Here is a 16,971-nt window from a genome sequence, read left to right as displayed (position 1 = left end):
GGCGTGCGCCGCCGCTACCAGCCGAAGGGCGGGGGCACCGGCCCGCGATAGGCCTGGGCCGGGACGTCGGCCGAGAGGCGCTCCGGCTGCGGTGCGCGGACCGGAACCGGCGGCGGAGGCGCCGCGGTCTCGCCCGCCCGGCGGTCGGCGGGGGCCGTCGCCACGCGCTCGCTGAGGAAGCGCGGCTGATCGAGGGAGGCGCCCCCCTGCCCGCTCGGCCGCGGCACGGCGAAGCTCTGGCCGACCTCTCCCGCCGCAGCGCCGGCCTGGGGCCGCGCCGCCTCGCCGGAGAGGTATTGCGGAGGCCGCTGCGGCGCGGCCGTGACGAGGGTCCGGCTGCTGTTGATGGCGACCGGCGCGGGCGCCGGCAGCGGCGGGATCGCCGCCGGGGCTGGGACCGGGGCCGGGGCGGGCTCCTGCGGCTCGGCTGCCCGCACGATCCGTCGGCGGGGACGCGGGGACCAGGGGGCCGGCTCCTGGCCGGAACCCGTCCGGATGGACAGGCGCTCGAGGTCGGCGAGGAGCGCCTCCGGGGTCGTCGGGCCGCGCTGGCAATGCTCGACGCGCAGGGACGCGGCAACCTCGCCGCCGGTCCAGTCGAGCCCGCGATCCTGGCCGCGCAGGTTGTCGATCCATTGCCAGGCATAGGCGCAGCGGGCGCTCAGGGCGACGCCGAACTGACCGTAGCGATTGCGGATCGGGCGCCGGACGATGCGGTAGCTCCCCTCGGAGGCGAGCTGCGCGAGTTCCCCGGCGATCCCGGCGCGGGTGGGCTTGTCCATGGGCAGGCCGCCGCGCCCGCCGGTCCGGAGCATGATCTCGATCCGGCTCCGGGAGTTCGGCCCTTCGAGGGAGATCCGCTGCCGGCGGCCGTTGGCGTAGGTGGTCTCGTCGACGTTCGTGACCGTGCCGCTGCGCGGCAGCGACACCAGCGGGCCGCTCTTCGCGGGCGGGCGCGTGTCGAGCGCGCTGAAGAACCCGTCCGGCATCGCGCGGCCCGCGCTCTGCCGGCCCTGGGTCGCGGTGCAGGCCGGCAGCGCGAGGCAGAGGAGGGCCAACGAGAGGCCCATCCGGGTCAGGCGCCGGGCCCGGGCGGCGGGGGAGCGGAGGTCGGTCATCATGGTCCCAGGGAGCGGGTGTCCGGCCGCGCGCCGGCGGGGTTGACGTCGAAGGCGCCGAACCGGTCGGCCTCGCCTCGGGAGGCCGGACGCTGCGCGCCAGCCCGGGGCTCGGCGGCCGCCTCGGCCTGGGCCAGGGTGCCGACGGGCGGGGAGCCGCTGCCGATCTGGAAGCTCGGCCGGTCGGTGCCATTCCAGCCCGGGAGGAGCGTGTAGCCGTAGCGCTCGTAGGGCATCGACGCGACACCGACGACGCGCCGCGCCACGAGCGGCGGCTGCGCGGGACGGGTCAGGCGCAGGTACTCGCCGTCGCGGGCGGGATCGGGCGCGATCGAGCCGCCGGCGAAGTGGAGCGGGTTCTCGGCCGCTACGGCGACGGGGAAGTCGGTCCGCTTGACCGCCACCGGCTGGACGGCGGCCGCGCGCCCGGCGCTCGGCTTGGGCACCCGCGTCGGCGCCGCCGCGCTCGCGACCTGGATGACGGGCGCGGCGGCGGCGCGCGCGGAGCAGGGTGTCGGGTCGCCGGTCTGCACGTCGGCGGGAAAGACCTGCTCGACGACCTTCGGGAAGAGGCCGTCGTAGCGGTTCAGGACCTCCAGGTACTCGCGGGTGCGCTTCAGGCGCGCGAGGGTCAGCGCGTAGCCGAGGATCACGGGCTCGCGCGGCATCCAGGCCGCCGCGCGCTCGAACCACTCGAGCGCGGTCTCGTACTGGCAGGAATTGTAGGCGTACCAGCCGAGCGCCTGAGCGCCCTCGCCGGAGGAGGCCGCCAGCACGACCTTGGCGAAGCGGTCGGTCCGGTGCGGCTCCAGGGGCACCGCCGGCGCCTGGGTCAGGCGCCGCTCCATCAGGTCGATGTACAGGATGGTGTTCTCGAGGGAGGGACCGCGCCAGGCGAACGCCACCTCCTCGGCCTCGCGCTCCTGGCCCATCTCGGTCAGGCTGAGGGCGAGCCCGTGCGCCACCGTGGCGTCGCCGCCGCGGGCGATCGCGGCCTTGAACCAGTCCAGCGCCTCGCGGAACTGGCGGCGCCGGTGGGCGTACCAGCCGAGCATGCTGATCTGCCCGGCATCGCCGAGCCTGCGCGCGCTCTCGCCGAAGGCCGCGAGCTCGGCGGCCTGGACGCGCACCTCGGTCTCGCCGTGCAGGAAGGCGGCGATGCGGGAGCGGGTGATGTCGCTCTGGATCGGCTTGAACTCGCTCGACCCGTCCGCCGCCGCGCGCCCGAGCGCCAGCAGCGTCTCGACCTGGGCCATCGGCAGGTTGGCCATCGCCTTCTGGATGGTCGCGAGGCGCAGGGCGGTCTCGCTCTGGCGCTCCAGGATGCCGCGGTAGACGCTCGCCGCCGCGGCGGTCTGGCCGATGCGCGCGTAGGCCTCGGCGACGTACCACGCGATGTCGATGTCGGGCGCCTGCATGGCGTCCGGGTCGGCACCGATGCGGGCGACGATCTCGGCCCAGGCCCCGCTCTGCGCGGCCGCCTTGACCTCGCTGCGGAAGGTGCCGCGGCCGAGCTTGCGCGCGAGCTCCTCGGAGGGCTGCCAATCGGGGTCCAGCGCACGGCGCGCGGCGATCGAGGCGCGCAGGTCGTCGAAGCGCCCGGCCGTGAAGAGATCCCAGAGCGGCGCCTCCTCGGGCGGGCTCGGCTTCACGGTGTCGAGGTCCGTCGGCACAATCCAGTTCGGGTACCGGCGCTGCAGGCGCCGGATCTCGGCCTGGACGCGCTGGGTCTGGCCGTTCGCCGCGTAGTAGCGCAGGGCGCTCTCGTCGACGATCTCCGTCTGGAGCGGCGTCGCGGGCGTCGTCTCGAGGATGACCGGCGCGCGCCGCTCGGAGGGCTGCAGCACCACGGAGGTGCCGGGCCGCGCCGGAAGGGCCTGCGCCGCGACCGGCCCGGCGCAGCCGAGGCTCGCCCCGAGCAGGATCAGCAGCGTCGCGCCGCCGCGCCGCGGCTGGGAGGCCAGCTCTAACGCCCAAGGCATGTCTTGAACCTCGTCTGCACCGCGACGAGCGCGAGAAGATGCAGCGTCGCCGGGTAGTAATTCTCGGTCTTGGCCGGGGCCGTGAAGTTCGCCGGCAGGGCCTCGCCGGACACGGCGCAGGCTTCGAGGGCGGAGAGGGCCTCGTAGCCGGGCTCCTGCATCCACTCGACCGTCTGGCCGTCCGCGGTGTCGACGACGGGCAGGCCCGTGCGCTCACGCGCCGCCCAGGCCTGCGTGAAGGGGGCGTGGATGCGATGGTCGGTGATGCCCGCCCAGGCGAGGTAGAGCGGGATCCGGATGCTGTTGTAGGAGAAGACGGCCGGGAAGCCCGCGGCCGGCTTCGGCGCCGGGTCGCGCATCGAGATCCACTCGGTCGGCAGCTTGGAGGGGCCGAACTGCGCCTTGGCCAGGAGTTCGAGCCCGCTGCGGGTCACGGCGGCCCAGTCGATCTCCCCCGCCACGGTCGCGAGGCGCGGGAAGGCGGGGAAGATCCAGTAGGACAGGTTCGCGACCGGCCCGTCGGCGCGGTCCTCGGCCGAGAAGCCGGACATGCCGGGCAACAGCGGCTGGCTCGGGGCCCTGAAGAGGATCGTGCGCCGGCCGATATCGACGGCCATGCGCCGCGCCGCGACGCGGTAGCCCATGTCCGACCAGGCGTCCGCGGCCTCGACCAGGGCCCAGGCGACGAGGATATCGCCGTCCGTGGCGTTGTTGATGTCGGCGACGCCGGGGCGTTTGTCCGGCTCCCAGCGCCAGGCGAGCAGCGAGTCGTCGCGCACCATCAGGTTGGCGCGCGTCCAGTTCCAGATCCGCTGGAACGCGTCGCGGTCGCCGGCCGCCACGGCGAGCAGCATCCCGTAGCCCTGGCCCTCGCTGTGGCTGATCTGGCCGTTGCCCGTGTCGACGACCCGGCCCTGGTCGGTGACGAAGCGCGCCTTGTAGGCGAGCCAGGCCGATGTGTTGCCGAGGGCATTGAAGAGCGGCGAGACGCTCTCGGGCGCGTTCCGGCTCTCGGCCGCCGGCTCGCCGCGGCGCGCCTCGGCGGGGGCCGCGTCGCGCGGGGGCGGGGCGGGTTCGGCGATGGCCTGCGCGCCGAGGAGGCCGAAGGCGAGCGAGAGGCAGAATCGGGTCCGGCTCACGATGGCTCTCCCGGGTTCGTGTCGCGGGCGGGGCCGTCCGGACCGCGCCCGCCGGCACTCGTGCGCCCGACGCTGCGGAGCATCGCGTTCGTGCTCAGGCCGAGCGCGATCGCGGCGGCGAACAGCGCGAGGACGTAGATCGAGGGGTTCATCGACAGCCAGCCCGCGAAGACCAGGCGCAGATTGGCGAGGTTGCGCGGCTCGGTCTCGAGCAGGCGGGAGCGCTTCGCCTCGTAGGTGCTGATCGCGCCGTCGTTGGCGTCCAGGGTCGCGATGCGGCCCTGCAATCTGCTCCACAGGACCGGGCTGCTGAGGCAGGTCACCGAGGCCTGGAGGAGGGCGGCATTCGGCGCCGTGAAGACGGTCACGACGGAGCCGAGGCCCTCGCCGTCGACGCCTTGGCCGACGACGAGCGACGCGCGCGAGCCGATCTCCACGGGCGGGTCCTTCATCTGCCCCTTGATCCAGGCCGCGGCGTCCTGGAGCGAGGCCTGCGCGGCGTCCCCGATCTGGCCCGCCATCGCCGAGACCTGATCGGTGAGCGAGGGAGCGGTCCGCAGCGTGGCGTCCCAGGCGGTCGCGATGTCGGCGGCCTCGTTGCGGGTCCGGGACCCTGCGGGGCGCGGGCGCTGCGTGGCGAGGGCCGCGACGCGGGCGTGGGCGGCGGGCAGCGCGCAGGCCGGCGGCACGTTGTTCTGCAGCCGCTCGAGGCTCATCCCCTCGGTCTGTCCGGGCGGGCCGGCGAGCTTCGCGGCCTCCTGCCCGGGCGGGACCGGGGCGGGCTCCGCGCGGCTCTGCCAGATCTGCCGGAGCTGGTCGGGCTCCAGGCCGATGATGCGCAGGAGGGCCGGGTCGAGGGCGCGGGCAGGCGCCACCACGACGGCCGGGGCATCGCGGTCGGCGGGGCGCTCGGCGCTCAGGGAGAAGTCGATGACGCGGTCGGCCGCGATGGCCATCTGGACCGCGATCGTCGTGGCCGCGCCCATCGTGTCGCGGTCAGGGGTCGGCACGACGAGCCGGGGCCGCTTGGAGGACCGGGCATAGGGCAGGCCGCTGCTCGCGGTCGCGGCGAGATCCGGCACGCGCAGAGCTCTCGCCAGGGGCGGCACCTTCAGGGTGCTGGTGTTGAGCAACAGGAAGCGCTTCTGCTCGTCGCTCGGGTTGGCGGTGTCGCAGGTGCGGTCGGCCTCGGTCGCCAGGAGCGCCTTCACGTCGACGTGGTTGCGGCCGGGGCGCCAAAGATCGAGCGGCAGCGCGATCGGCTCGCCGCGCAGGCGCTCCCCGGCCGTGTTCGGCAGCGGGACGCTGGCGGCGTTGCGGCCGTTGATGTCCACCATGATCTGCGCGCCGACCTCGAGGCCGGGGGCGTAGCCGCCCTCCAGCGCCAGCTCGATGCGCGCGTAGTCCGCCGGTACGAAATCGGCCGGCAGCGTCAGGTCGAAGCCGGAGCGGAACAGGCGGCCGCTGAACTCGCGGTTCTGCAGGCCGAACGTGTCGAGCCGGATGGTGTCGCCGCCGCGCACCGGCACGCCCTTGGCGATGGCCAGCACGCGCAGCCCCTGCGGGCTGCCGACGGGGGCGTCGAGGCCCTCGCGGCGCTTGAGGGCGGCCACGCCCGCGTCGAGGTCGTCCCCGTCCGCGCCGGTGATGACGAGCGTCGCGGCGCGTCCCTCCTTGGCCGGGTGGAAGCTCAGGGGCGCGCCGCCGACGGCGCTGCCCATGTCGAGGTCGGGCACCGCCCGCAGCTCGTCCGCCGTCCCGACGACGAGGTTGATGCCGGCCGGACCCGTCAGGAACGGCCCGTATTCGACGACGACCTGCGAGAAGCGCCCGACGAGGGCGAGCTGCTGGACCGCCCGGATGATGCGCTCGAAGCCGGCGGGGGCGGGACGTCCCGGCAGCACGACGCGGATCGGGACGATGCCCTGGCCGTTGGGCGGGATGGCCGGCAGGTCGCGCAGGCTCGCCACGGCCCCGGTCCCGGGCGGCAGGATGAAGCCGGTCCACGAGGGATCGATCTGGGTCCACAGCTCGAAGGTCGCCGGCAGCGAGCAATCCACCCGGTGGCGCTGGACACCGCCGAGGCGGACCGCGTTGTAGCCGGGCTTCAGGACGCCCTCGGGCACATCGAACTCGATCAGCTTCACGGCGCCCGGGGCATTGATCTGGGCGCGCCCGATCACCGTGTCGTTGACGGTCGCGGTGATGAACGAGGATTCGGGCATGACCGAGATGGCGGCGAGATAGCCGATCCGGAAGCGCGCCCGCTCGCGACCCTGCGCCTCGGTCAGGAAGACCGACCATTGCAGGCTGCTCTCCTCGCCGACGAGGCGGAGGTTCTCGCCGATGCTGGGCAGCGGCCGCTGCGGGATCGGCGCCGCCGGCTGGACGGCGGCGACTTCGGCGCGCGCCGGCCGCTCCCGCAGCGTGGCCGCGACCGGGCCCGCGACCGGGATCGGGGCGGGGACGGGAGCGGGCCGCGCGGAGGCGTCCTGCTCCGGAGGCACCACGAGGCCCTTCGGGGCCGTGCGGCCGAGGAAGCTCTGCGCATCGGCCTGCCCCACCGGGACGAGGGCGAGTCCGGCGGCAAGAAGGGCGAGGGGCGCTCCGAGGACCCGCTGCCGGGACCGGCCGGCCGTGAAGCGAAGCAGGGGCATGTCGACCGTCAGCCGTCGCGGGAGGAGGGAAAACCGGGTCATGGGCTGTCGCTTCGCGCCGTCAGCCGGCCGCCGGTTCGGGCGAGGGGCCGAGATCCGCCGACCGTCGCTGGCGGTTGCGCGCGAGGGCCTCGTTCTCGGCATCGACCATGAGTTGCAGCCAGGAGGGGGCCAGCTCGGCGGCCTGCGCCTGCGCGGCCGGGCTTTCCGCCTCGGGGCCCACGGCCGGCTCCGCGGCGCGGGCCGCGATCGCGTCCGCGTTCCGACGCGCGGTCCGGTCGGCGAGGGACCGGCGCATCGTGATGGTCTTGGGGACCGGAACCGGCTCGGCCTCGGCCGGCGCCCGGCGGCGCAGGCCCGCGAGCCCGTAGGACAGCGCCCGGAACGGCTCGACCAGACCCCACCAGACGAACTGCGCGGTGCCCGCGAACAGCGTCTTGTGGCGCCGCCGCGCCTGCTGGAAGCGCGTCATCGCCTCCGCGTCGCCGTACATCAGGTCGGCGAGAGCGAGATAGTCGCGCGGGCGCAGCCGCTCGAACCGGAGCTCGCACACCGTCTCCTCGCCCGAGAGGGCGGAGCTCGTGAGAGTCACGGGCATGGACGGCCACGTGCCCGCCGAGCCGCCGTCCTGCTGCGGGACGATCGCGAGCGTCCCGGTGCTGCTGTCCTCGCCGCGGCGGGTCGGGACGATCGTGTCCATCCGGATCCGGCAGCGCTGGGCCGAGACCCGCTCCACCCGCACGTCGATGGCGAGGCCGTTCAGGGTCAGCACCGCCTGCCGGTCCACGGCCAGCGACGGGGTGGTCTCGGTCTGGCGCCGCTCGGCGGTGACCCCGAGGGCCGCGCCGGCCTTGATCACGTTGACGAAGTTCCAGAGGCCGACGACCAGCATCAGGTTGGTGATGCCCGGCTCGAACGCGTAGCGGTAGGCCGCCACGAGGCTGCCCGCGAGCAGGATCACGTAGACGACGAAGAAGGGCAGCGCCAGCGGCGAGAGATGGTCCTGGTCGAGCGTCACGTTCTTGGCCGTGACGTTGAAGGTGGGCTTGCGCGGCGACAGGATGACGGCCGCCGTCGCCTTGATCAAGAACAGGCCCTGGACGTACTCGTACAGCTCCGAGACGAAGGGCCAGCGGACCCGGCCGTAGAGATAATTCTGCATCATCAGGTTCACGATGATGTAGGTCGCCGTGTAGGCGATCGCCTCGTCGACGTTCGCGACGACGATCTTCATATCGAAGAAGATGTACAGCAACGGCGCGAACATGAACACCAGGCAGGGCACCGGGAAAAACCAGTACGTCATGTTGGACATGTAGCAGAGGCGCTGAATCATCTTCAGGCCGCGCTTGAACACCGGGTTCTTCAAAAGCAGGATCTGCAGCATGCCCTGGCACCAGCGCGAGCGCTGGCCGATGAAGTCGCGCAGGGTGTCGGGCTGCAGGCCGGCGATCAGCGGCTTGTCGACGTAGATGCTGGTCCAGCCGCGGCTGTGCAGCTCGAAGGCTGTCTCGCAATCCTCCGTGATGGTGATGCCCGAGAAGCCGCCCGCCTCATCGAGCGCCGTCCGGCGCAGGAGGGCGGCCGAGCCGCAGAAGAACGAGCCGTTCCACTTGTCGAGGCCCGGCTGGCTGATCGCGTAGAACATCTCGTTCTCGGAGGGCATGCGCTCGAAGGTGCGCAGGTTCCGCTCGATCGGGTCGGGGTTGAGGAAGGCGTGCGGCGTCTGCACGAGGAACAGACGCGGGTCCTGCGCGAAGTGCCCGATGGTCTCCTTCAGGAAGGAGCGGAAGGGGACGTGGTCAGCGTCGAGCACCACCACGATCTCGCCGGTGGCGTGCTTCAGCCCGTTGTTGAGGTTGCCGGCCTTGGCGTGCACGTTGCGGCGGCGCGTCAGGTAGCGGACCCCGAGCTCCTCGCAGAGGCGCTCGAGGCCGACGCGGCGCGCCCGCGCCTCGTCGCTCTTGCGGGTGTCGGGGTCGGCGCATTTCTGGTCCGTCCCACCGTCGTCGAGCAGCCAGACCGTGAGCTTCCGCGCCGGGTAGTCGAGGGAGCGCGCAGCGGCGAGCGTCGTGGCGAGGATCGACGCGTCCTCGTTGTAGCTCGGCACGAAGATATCGACCGTCGGGAGGTCCGCCTCGTTGCCGACCGGGGCCGGCGGGCGCTTGAGCGGGTCGGCGTTGATGAACAGGCTGAGGAACAGGATGTAGAGGTAGTAGAGTTCCGCCGCGAGCAGGATGAGCCCGGCCGTGAGGCTGACCGGATCCGCGGACCACGGCAGGGTCCTGGTGATCCGCCAGTAGAAGTACTTGATGACGACCAAGCTTCCGATGCCGAGGAAGATGTAGTGCGCGGTCCGCCCCCGCGTGAACAGCCAGAGCGCCGTCATGACGGCGATGGCGCCGAGGCTCATCTCGAGCTGGACCGCCGTCCCCACCGGCTGCAGAAGGAGGCCGATGACCAGCGCGGCGGTCACGAGCCAGGAGAGACGTGTGAAGAAGATCGGCATCGCCGCGAAGCCCTGACTCTTATCTTGAGGTGATTGCCGGGATTTGCGGCCCGTTGAGCGCGCCATGCTCAAGATGTGAGAAACTCTACTGCAGACTTAGTGCAGAACGATGATCCTATCGACACAGGCATTCCAGGATGAATTAGAACGCGGCCCGCCCCTCGACACTGGTGTAGTAGCCACCCTTCTGCACACGGTCGTGTGCATAACCTGCGCCGAGCGAGAATTTCATCGGACCGACGGTGAATCCGGTCAGGTGCGCTCCCAGGCGCCACTGATTGAAGTAGGCATCGCCGAGCAGCGTCCCCTCCGGTCCGACGAACACGCCGTCAGCGACCATGAAGCCGGCCTTCGCGCGCACGTAATAGGCGCTGAACAGGGTCGAATACGATGCGTTCGCGGCGAACAATGTGTTCTGCGTCGGGTTGAGCCAGAGGTCGGCCGCGACCTTCGCGCCGACGCCGGTGCCCACGACCGGGTTGCGCGGGTCGAGGATCGAGAGCTCGTTGTTGCGGACGTTGAAGCCGACGTAGCCGGCGAGCGCGGCCTGGTCCCAGATCCACTCGTAGCCGGCCAGGACCGAGCCCTCCTGCTGGTCGCCGCGGACTCGCGACCCGGCGGTCGCCCCGGGATAGGAGTAGGTGCCGGCGATCGCCTGGAGGCGGACGCGCGGCCCGCTCTCGACCAGGGCTCCAGCCGGCGCGATCGTCGTCGTCAGCGCTCCGAAGGCGGAGCTGTTCGAGGTGACGGTCGCCGCGCCGTCGAAGGCCACGATGTAGTCGTCGGACGGGCCGCCCCGCTCGGTGCCCGTGTACCAGTCCGCGGCCGAGGCGGGCGCCGCCGCGGACATCCCCAGCATGAGCGCGAGCGTCCAGACGGTTCGGAGGCTGAATTCAGGCACGTCGAGGCTCCAAGACCCGCGGATACCGCCAGATTTCTGCGGCACCGTATATGGGACTCTACTTAATTAAGAAGGTTAACGCAGCACCTTGTCGGACATTATGAGGATTTCAACCAGTGCGTGGCGCGTTTGCATCAGTTGGAAGCGCGGATGATGCTGTGGCTGCAGGAGAAATTCAGGACGATATCGTTGCACAGTCAATCGTCGCCGCGATCGGAGGTGAGCATCCCGCGCGCGAACGACTTCAGATCCATTCCGGACTGAGCGGAGGCGCATGAACTTACCGGCCGCCGCACGATGTTCGTGTCCCGCTCAGGCTCTCCCGCGTCAGGCCGCCTCCTGCTCCCTCCGGTCCGCGCTCCGCGAGCGCAGGGCCGCGGCGAGCTCCGGCAGGCCGAAAGGCTTGTGAAGCTGCTGAAAGACCTGGGCGTTCACCGGCAGGTGCCCGCGCGGTCCGGCGAGGATGGTGCGGATCCGCGGGTGGGTGCGGGACACGGTCGCGGCGAGCTGGAGCCCGCTCATGCCCGGCAGGGCGTAGTCGGCCAGCAGGATGTCGAAGTCGCGCTGGGCGGACAGGATGTCCATCGCCTGGGCGCTCGAGGCAGCCTGGGTGACGGCGTGGCCGAGGTCGGCCAGGGCGCTCGCCGCGGTGGCCCGCAGCAGCGCGTCCGCTTCCACCAGCAGGATGGAGAGAGTGTCGACAGCCCCGTCCGCCGCGGGCTCGGCGAGGACCCGCCGCTCGCCTGCCGGGAGCCAGACCCGGACGGTCGTCCCCATCTCCGCCGATTGGACGTCGACGGCCGCCCCGATCTCCTCGGCGAGGTCGCCGACCGAGGCGAGGCCGCGCCGGTTGGTGAGATCGACCGGCGCCGAGAGGGTCAGGCACAGGCTCGGCCGAGACGCGAGGAGGCTCGTCGCCGGCGGCTCGGCCGCCTCGACGACGAGGGAGACCCCGCAGCCGTCCGGGGCCGCCGCCTTGATGTCGAGGACGAGGTTGAGGACCAGGATCTCGATCTGCCGCTCGCTGCACAGGACGGGCGGGAGCGGCTCGTCCAGCGACAGGCCAATGGTGATCTGCGGCGCGACCGAGGTCCGCAGGAAGTCCGTGAGATCGTCGAGGACCATCCCGAGATCCGCCTCGGCGAGCGTCGAGACGTCGCGCCGGGTCAGAGCGGAGACGCGCCGCGTGAGGGCTGCCCCGTTGCGGGCGCCCCGCAGGGCCACGTCGGCGAGGTGGAGGGCCCGTTCCGGCAGGTCGTGGCCGTGGCGCTGCAGGTTGCCGAGGGCCGTCATCACCACCGCGAGCGCGTTGTTGACGTCGTGAACGATGCCGTCCGTCACTTGGCGCAGGAGCCCGTCGCGCCGCCGCTCAAGAACCGGCTCGTTCGCGGCCGGCGCCAACGGCCGCGCGATCGGCGTGACCGAGGCGCCCGATAGGCTGACGACGCCGACCTCGCGGCTCAGCACGTGCAGGCGCTCGCGGGCGTCGCCGTCGTCCAGCACCCGGGCCATGCGCAGATGCAGCCGCCGCCCGGACTGCTCGCCCGCCACCGGCAGCGTGCGCAGGGTCACGTCCTGCGGGGCACCCCCGGCCGAGGCCGCCGAGCGCATCGCCACGCGCATGAGGTCGCGGTCCTCCGGGTCGAGCCGGCCGACGAGGTCGTCGAGGGTGGTGGCGTGCTCGGAGGTCGTCGGCAGGATCGGCAGGACTGCGTCCGTCCACGTGACGCGCCCGTTCGTCAGGTCGACCTCCCAGCAGCTCCAGCCGGCCATCGTCTTGAAGGCGCGGACGCGCTCGCGGCTCCGGACGAGGGCGGCGCGCGCGTCCTGCATCATCCGCTCGCGGCCCTTGCCGCGGGCGATGGCCTCCGCGACGGACTCGGCGAGGCTCTGCAGCTCGCGGATGGGGAGCGAGGTACGGACCTGCCCCGGGACGTCCCGCGCGCAGGATGCCTCGATCTGGCGCACGCGCCGGCCGACGAGGCCGCCGCCGATCCAGCCGGCGAGACCCGCGATGCCGGCGGCCAGGATCGCGAGGAGCATCATCGGCGAGGCTTGGTCGGCCGGTCCGGCGGCACCCGGTGCCGGGGCGCCCCGGGCCACCAGCAGCCAGCCGAGGCCCGGCCGCTCGCTGCCGTCGAGGGGGGCGGAGATCTCGAGGCCGCCCGAATTCGGGCGTCCGGCCGCCGCGTCCCCGATCTGCAGCACGGTGCGGCCGCTGCCGTTCAGCACCGCGAAGGCGATGCCCGCGCCCGCCTCACCGAGGCCCCGGCGAGCGAGTTGCGCCGCCTCCTCGATCCAGCGGGGCGTCATCTGGATCGCCACGACACCGCCGCCGGGTGCAGGCGCGCCGACGATGACGTTGCGCGGCGCCTCAGTGCCGGCGCGGCTGCTCTCCGAGGCGTCGGCGGCGGTCACGCCCTGCAGGCCGCGGGCGAACCAGACGGCGCCGGAGACGTCGGCCCCGACGAGCCTGCCGCTCGCCGTTGCCCGGACCCGCCCGGCTTGGTCGGCCACGAGGATGTCGGTGTATTCGGGCCGGAGGCGCTGCCAAGCCGCGAGATAGGCCGAGAGGTCCGCGGCACGGTCCGCCCGCGCGACGCGGTCGTCGAGGGCGCCGAGGCTCACGTCGCGGCCGACATCGCGCAGGGTGCGGCCGAGATGGTCGGCGAGCAGTGGTGCAGCCCGGTCCAGGAGAGCCCGCATCGCGTCCGTGCGGGCGGCCTCGGCCTGGCGATGCGACTGGTAGAGGGTGACGCCGCTGCCGAGGCCGACCGCCAGGGCGAGGGTCAGGCTCGTGAGAGCGCGGACCGACACCGCAATTCGAGATCTCGCCATCTTTGGTCGCGCTGCCAGATCGGGTGATAATGTCTACAGGGCGATGATGCGCCGCACAGTGCAATTTACATTTGTGGAAGAAAGTTAACAAATGGTTAACGGCGCAATTGACCCACTAATCGTCTTTTCGCGACCGGCCTAGAAAACAGGCGACAAGTTCAGAAATTCAGCACGCCAGTGGTTGTCGCGGGTGACAATCTGGGTCGGCAAAAGTGCGATTGCGGCATCATTCGCGACGGACCACAGAGCGCATGCATTCACGGGCAGGTTCTGCCTCCCTGCCACCGAATTTCGAAATTCGCCCGGTCAGGGCTTACTGAGTTTGCACTGCAAAATCAGTATTCCGGCAAACCGCAGCACGCATAGTCGATACAAACCGGCGCGCCCGAGCCCGTTTTCCAAGCTTTCATCGCTGTCCGCCCTATGGCGTCGAGCTCTAACGCCGAAGTTTTCGCGACTCCTAGGAAGCATTAATCTTTGGTTTTAATTCATAACCGACGAGGCCGCGCCCGAAAGCTCCTGGCCTAGCAACGGGCGTCCGCAAATCATGCTGCGGCTGGATTAGAGCGGCATGAGCCTGATGGGGCGAAAGAACGGCTCGGGACGGTAACACACGTAGCCATAGGGGCCGAACCACCGCCGACCGACGCGACAAGGCGGAAGCGCGGGACGGCAGACACCGAAACAGGATTGCCCGAATGCGTCGACCGGAACGACGCCTCCGCTCACGCCCGTGTCTCTCGGTTGCGCAAGGGCGCTCGCGGCAAGGAGGCCCCAAACTCCGCCGGCAGCCAGGGTGACACGCCCCAAGCGATGAATGCGCGACATGCAGACCGCTCCTCACGATGGCGCTCCTGGAGATCTGCTCGTGACGACGCAGACCGATGTGCAACGGGTTAACGATCTGGCACGGCTTAGGTTCTGCAGCGCAGGAGGGCGGAATATTACGCAGATGCGCATTCCGCCGAGTACAGTGTCGGCTCGTCCGCCCCAATCGGCAGCCACAGGCACGCTCTGCACAGGACCTCGGACCGAACGCGCACGAGAGACGTTCTGCCTGGCCCTCGCTCGTTATCCGGGCGACTGCGAGATTCACAGACGGTACTTGGCTGCTTGGTCGACGTCCTCGTTTGGATGCTGTCCCGGTTACCCGAGCTGTCACGTCGTCAGGACTCGCAGTGACCACCTCGGCATTTCGGTCTCAAAACAACCGGCGACGGTGGCCCATATCTCTGCAGCCGTTTTCGAACCCGACCGAGACCGATCCAGCCCTAGAATCCCGGGTCCGGGACGGTCGTTCGACTCGCCCCCCCCCCCCGAGAGTGGACGTTGAACATCAATTGCAGGCAAATACCCTCCGTCTATTCGAGCGCATGGCGTAGGCTCGCCGCATGGGATTATTGACCTTCAGCATCAACGTCACCCTGGACGGCTGCGTCGACCACCAGGAAGGAATCGCTGACGACGAGACGCACGCGTTCTTCACCCGCCTCATGGACGAGGGCGGGGCGATGCTGTGGGGCCGCATCACTTACGAGATGATGGAAAGCTCCTGGCCGGCGGTCGCTCGCGGCGCCGTGGAGGCACCGCCGGCGATACGCGAATGGGCGGTCAAGCTGGAGGCCAAGCCGAAATACGTGGTGTCGTCGACGCGAAAGGACTTCCCGTGGAGCAACAGCCACCCCATCGCCGGCGATCTGCGAACAGGCGTGCAGAGGCTCAAGGACGCGACTCCGGCGGGTGTGCTCCTCGGTAGCGGCAAGCTCGCGACCGAGCTGGACCGGCTGGATCTGATCGACGAGTACAGGCTCCTCGTCCATCCCAGGATCGCTGGCCATGGCCCGACCCTGTACCAGGGCGGGCTGCCCAGCACGCGACGGCTTGCGTTGGTCTCGGCGAAGCCGCTCCGCAATGGCGCGGTCGCCATGCATTACCGGCGCGAACGCTGACCCAGAGCAGCCCGTCGAGTTCCGCTCGGGGACCTGTGCGTGGCGGCAGCGCCGCCGGTGAACAGGCGGCTTCGGTCGCCTGTATCACTGGACCGAGATGTGGGTGACAACCGCCGAACGGCCGGGATGGGCGCGAAGCGGCTGGATCTGGCCGGAAGCGGCCTGTCCGGTTTCAGGCGCCGCGACAAAGAAGCGGACTTCGCCATTAGGGTCATGGTCGAGCCCTGAAACATCGGACAGCCCACAAGCCAAGCTACACGAGCCCCGCTGCTCGGTGCAGCGCCAATCCAAACTTTCAGTGTGCAAATACCTATCTTACTGGGCATAATTCCAGAACCGGACGTCCATTCACATCCAAGTCCTCGGTCGCGGTCGCGGTCGCGGTCGCGGTCGCCTCGACGTAGTTGTAGGCGGCAACCGCCCCACCGATGGCGTACCGGTCGACGATGCCTTCGGCGATCAACGTGTTCAAAACCTCAAGCGTCTGCTTCATCCCCATGATCGCAGCCTTGTCTCCTCGCTCACCGGACGCGCGAGGCTCCCACGAAGGAGTGCGAATTCAAAGTGGCTTCGCTGCGCAGGCGGACTGTAAGCCTCGTCGAATTGGAACGGGAGTGAATTGCTTCCATGCCGGCTCGTCACGACGCGACGGGAAGCTCCCTCGTCACCGACTCTGGCTGGCGCGCCTCGCCGTTTCGGCGATCCAGCTTTCGTGATGTCCGAGCTCGAAATTGTGGACGATGCGGAACACTCGCGAACTGCCGCAGCAGGCCTCCACGCTCAGGCGACGTGTCCAACCCTTTGCGAAGCCGCCAGCGCTGGTGAAAGCCGAAGCGACCGAGCCGAATCTGATGGTTGGCATCGAACGTGAAACCCTGTCTGACAAGAGCTTTGGCTGTCTGGACGCGTGACCTCCGTGGCATCTGCGACGACTTGCGGAGTTCTGGTTGGCTTTTTCGAATCGGGCAGCTTCGCGCGTCCGGTTGCCAACTCGGACTTCCTCGACCTGTCGCGGGGCCTGCCAGGCTTGCTGAGACTTCCAAGCGACCATTACGACCGGCTCCGTCAACCGATCCTTGCGGATGTCCCGTGGCGAACCGATCGAAAGCGGGTCGGGGATGCGCCGCCGTGGACGGAGAAGGGTTCGAGACAATCGCGGTTCCTGGAAACCGGGCCCTTGCTCCCCACCCTACCTATTCGGCCTCTCCAGGAGCGAAGAAGGCTGCTCACTTCCCCGTCGGCTTCGTCCATGATACATAAACATGCCAAGTATGCCATTTGCGGAACATTTATGAGCTATTCATGTCCAAGCCTGCCGAGCGCGCCCATTCGCGACAGGCCGTCGAGGCCTTAGAGCTCCTCGGCAGCCTCGTGAAGCTCGCACGTCTCGAGCGCAAGATGACGGCCGCAGATCTGGCGGAGCGGGCTGGCATCTCGCGCCCGCTCCTGCGCCGCATAGAGCGCGGAGACCCCGGCTGCTCGATCGGAGCCGTGTTCGAAGCGGCAGTGATCGTCGGGGTGCCTCTCTTCGAGGCCGAACAAGGGGCCGCGACCCTGCATGCGGGTGAAATACGGCAGCGGCTCGTCCTGATGCCGAAGTCGGCGCGCCGCTCCAGAAGGCCTGCGCGCGATGACTTCTGAGCCCCGCACCGACGAGGCATACGTGTGGATCTGGCTGTCGGGCGCGACAGCTCCAGTGGTCGCCGGCCGTCTCTCCCGGGAGGGGGAGACGATCGAGTTCACCTACGGGCGAAGCTACCTGGAGCGCGACGACGCGATCGCGATCTACGAGCCGGAATTGCCGCTCCGCCGCGGGATCCAGGCTCCCCAGCCCGGGCTGTCCATGGCGAGTTGCATCCGCGATGCTGCCCCGGACGC

General features: G+C 70.4%; 11 protein-coding genes and 1 pseudogene. 4 read left to right on the top strand and 8 right to left on the bottom strand.

Going from position 1 to position 16,971, the window contains the following annotated elements; all coding sequences use genetic code 11:
- Positions 1-14 precede the first annotated feature (14 nt).
- From bcsN to E1J50_RS06735, 7 genes are all read right to left on the bottom strand, one after another.
- Entirely contained in the window at positions 15-1,121 is a 1,107-nt protein-coding gene (gene bcsN / locus E1J50_RS06765) for a cellulose biosynthesis protein BcsN (RefSeq protein ID WP_132251733.1), read from the bottom strand.
- Entirely contained in the window at positions 1,118-3,100 is a 1,983-nt protein-coding gene (locus tag E1J50_RS06760; RefSeq protein WP_132251731.1) for a tetratricopeptide repeat protein, read from the bottom strand. Before E1J50_RS06760 ends, bcsN begins: the two co-directional genes overlap by 4 nt.
- On the bottom strand, positions 3,085-4,239 hold the full coding sequence (locus E1J50_RS06755) for a family 8 glycosyl hydrolase (RefSeq protein WP_132251729.1): 1,155 nt from the start codon (positions 4,237-4,239) through the stop codon (positions 3,085-3,087). The genes E1J50_RS06760 and E1J50_RS06755 overlap by 16 nt, the downstream gene beginning before the upstream one ends.
- Complete coding sequence (locus tag E1J50_RS06750) at positions 4,236-6,896, bottom strand: cellulose biosynthesis cyclic di-GMP-binding regulatory protein BcsB (protein WP_132251726.1); 2,661 nt, start codon at positions 6,894-6,896, stop codon at positions 4,236-4,238. The genes E1J50_RS06755 and E1J50_RS06750 overlap by 4 nt, the downstream gene beginning before the upstream one ends.
- 61 nt (positions 6,897-6,957) lie before the next feature.
- Positions 6,958-9,405 carry a UDP-forming cellulose synthase catalytic subunit gene (gene bcsA, locus E1J50_RS06745; RefSeq protein ID WP_132251724.1) on the bottom strand — a complete coding sequence of 816 codons (2,448 nt, stop codon included), beginning with the start codon at positions 9,403-9,405 and terminating at the stop codon, positions 6,958-6,960.
- A 142-nt stretch (positions 9,406-9,547) separates the two neighbouring features.
- Complete coding sequence (gene bcsS / locus E1J50_RS06740) at positions 9,548-10,264, bottom strand: cellulose biosynthesis protein BcsS (RefSeq protein ID WP_132251807.1); 717 nt, start codon at positions 10,262-10,264, stop codon at positions 9,548-9,550.
- A gap of 369 nt (positions 10,265-10,633) precedes the next feature.
- The gene (locus tag E1J50_RS06735; protein WP_132251721.1) at positions 10,634-13,123 is read right to left on the bottom strand and encodes a response regulator; all 2,490 of its coding nucleotides are present in this window, start codon (positions 13,121-13,123) and stop codon (positions 10,634-10,636) included.
- 1,412 nt (positions 13,124-14,535) lie between these two features.
- On the opposite strand from E1J50_RS06735, the gene E1J50_RS06730 reads away from it, so the two are divergent.
- Entirely contained in the window at positions 14,536-15,093 is a 558-nt protein-coding gene (locus tag E1J50_RS06730) for a dihydrofolate reductase family protein (RefSeq protein WP_132251718.1), read from the top strand.
- Positions 15,094-15,403: 310 nt separating this feature from the next.
- Here E1J50_RS06730 and E1J50_RS06725 read toward each other — a convergent pair whose 3' ends face one another.
- Positions 15,404-15,586 carry a hypothetical protein gene (locus E1J50_RS06725; RefSeq protein ID WP_132251716.1) on the bottom strand — a complete coding sequence of 61 codons (183 nt, stop codon included), beginning with the start codon at positions 15,584-15,586 and terminating at the stop codon, positions 15,404-15,406.
- A 247-nt stretch (positions 15,587-15,833) separates the two neighbouring features.
- Between E1J50_RS06725 and E1J50_RS27165 the strand changes: the two genes are divergently transcribed.
- From E1J50_RS27165 to E1J50_RS06715, 3 genes and pseudogenes are all read left to right on the top strand, one after another.
- On the top strand, positions 15,834-16,004 hold the full coding sequence (locus E1J50_RS27165) for a hypothetical protein (RefSeq protein WP_165937804.1): 171 nt from the start codon (positions 15,834-15,836) through the stop codon (positions 16,002-16,004).
- A 391-nt stretch (positions 16,005-16,395) separates the two neighbouring features.
- The gene (locus tag E1J50_RS06720) at positions 16,396-16,734 is read left to right on the top strand and encodes a helix-turn-helix transcriptional regulator (protein ID WP_132251714.1); all 339 of its coding nucleotides are present in this window, start codon (positions 16,396-16,398) and stop codon (positions 16,732-16,734) included.
- Positions 16,724-16,971: pseudogene (locus E1J50_RS06715) on the top strand (type II toxin-antitoxin system HipA family toxin); the annotation flags it as partial. The gene E1J50_RS06720 and the pseudogene E1J50_RS06715, both read left to right, overlap by 11 nt.

The sequence above is a fragment of the Methylobacterium segetis genome (assembly GCF_004348265.1).
Classification (GTDB): Bacteria; Pseudomonadota; Alphaproteobacteria; order Rhizobiales; family Beijerinckiaceae; genus Methylobacterium; species Methylobacterium segetis.
The sequence above is the reverse complement of the archived record's forward strand: the minus strand, read 5'-3'. Positions and strand labels throughout refer to the sequence as shown.

Coding starts and splice junctions, on each gene's coding strand:
- E1J50_RS06720 (WP_132251714.1), top strand. CDS start 16,396: ATGTCCAAGCCTGCCGAGCGCGCCCATTCGCGACAGGCCGTCGAGGCC.
- bcsS (WP_132251807.1), bottom strand. CDS start 10,264: ATGCTGGGGATGTCCGCGGCGGCGCCCGCCTCGGCCGCGGACTGGTAC.
- E1J50_RS06750 (WP_132251726.1), bottom strand. CDS start 6,896: ATGCCCCTGCTTCGCTTCACGGCCGGCCGGTCCCGGCAGCGGGTCCTC.
- bcsA (WP_132251724.1), bottom strand. CDS start 9,405: ATGCCGATCTTCTTCACACGTCTCTCCTGGCTCGTGACCGCCGCGCTG.
- bcsN (WP_132251733.1), bottom strand. CDS start 1,121: ATGATGACCGACCTCCGCTCCCCCGCCGCCCGGGCCCGGCGCCTGACC.
- E1J50_RS06760 (WP_132251731.1), bottom strand. CDS start 3,100: ATGCCTTGGGCGTTAGAGCTGGCCTCCCAGCCGCGGCGCGGCGGCGCG.
- E1J50_RS27165 (WP_165937804.1), top strand. CDS start 15,834: ATGCGGAACACTCGCGAACTGCCGCAGCAGGCCTCCACGCTCAGGCGA.
- E1J50_RS06725 (WP_132251716.1), bottom strand. CDS start 15,586: ATGAAGCAGACGCTTGAGGTTTTGAACACGTTGATCGCCGAAGGCATC.
- E1J50_RS06730 (WP_132251718.1), top strand. CDS start 14,536: ATGGGATTATTGACCTTCAGCATCAACGTCACCCTGGACGGCTGCGTC.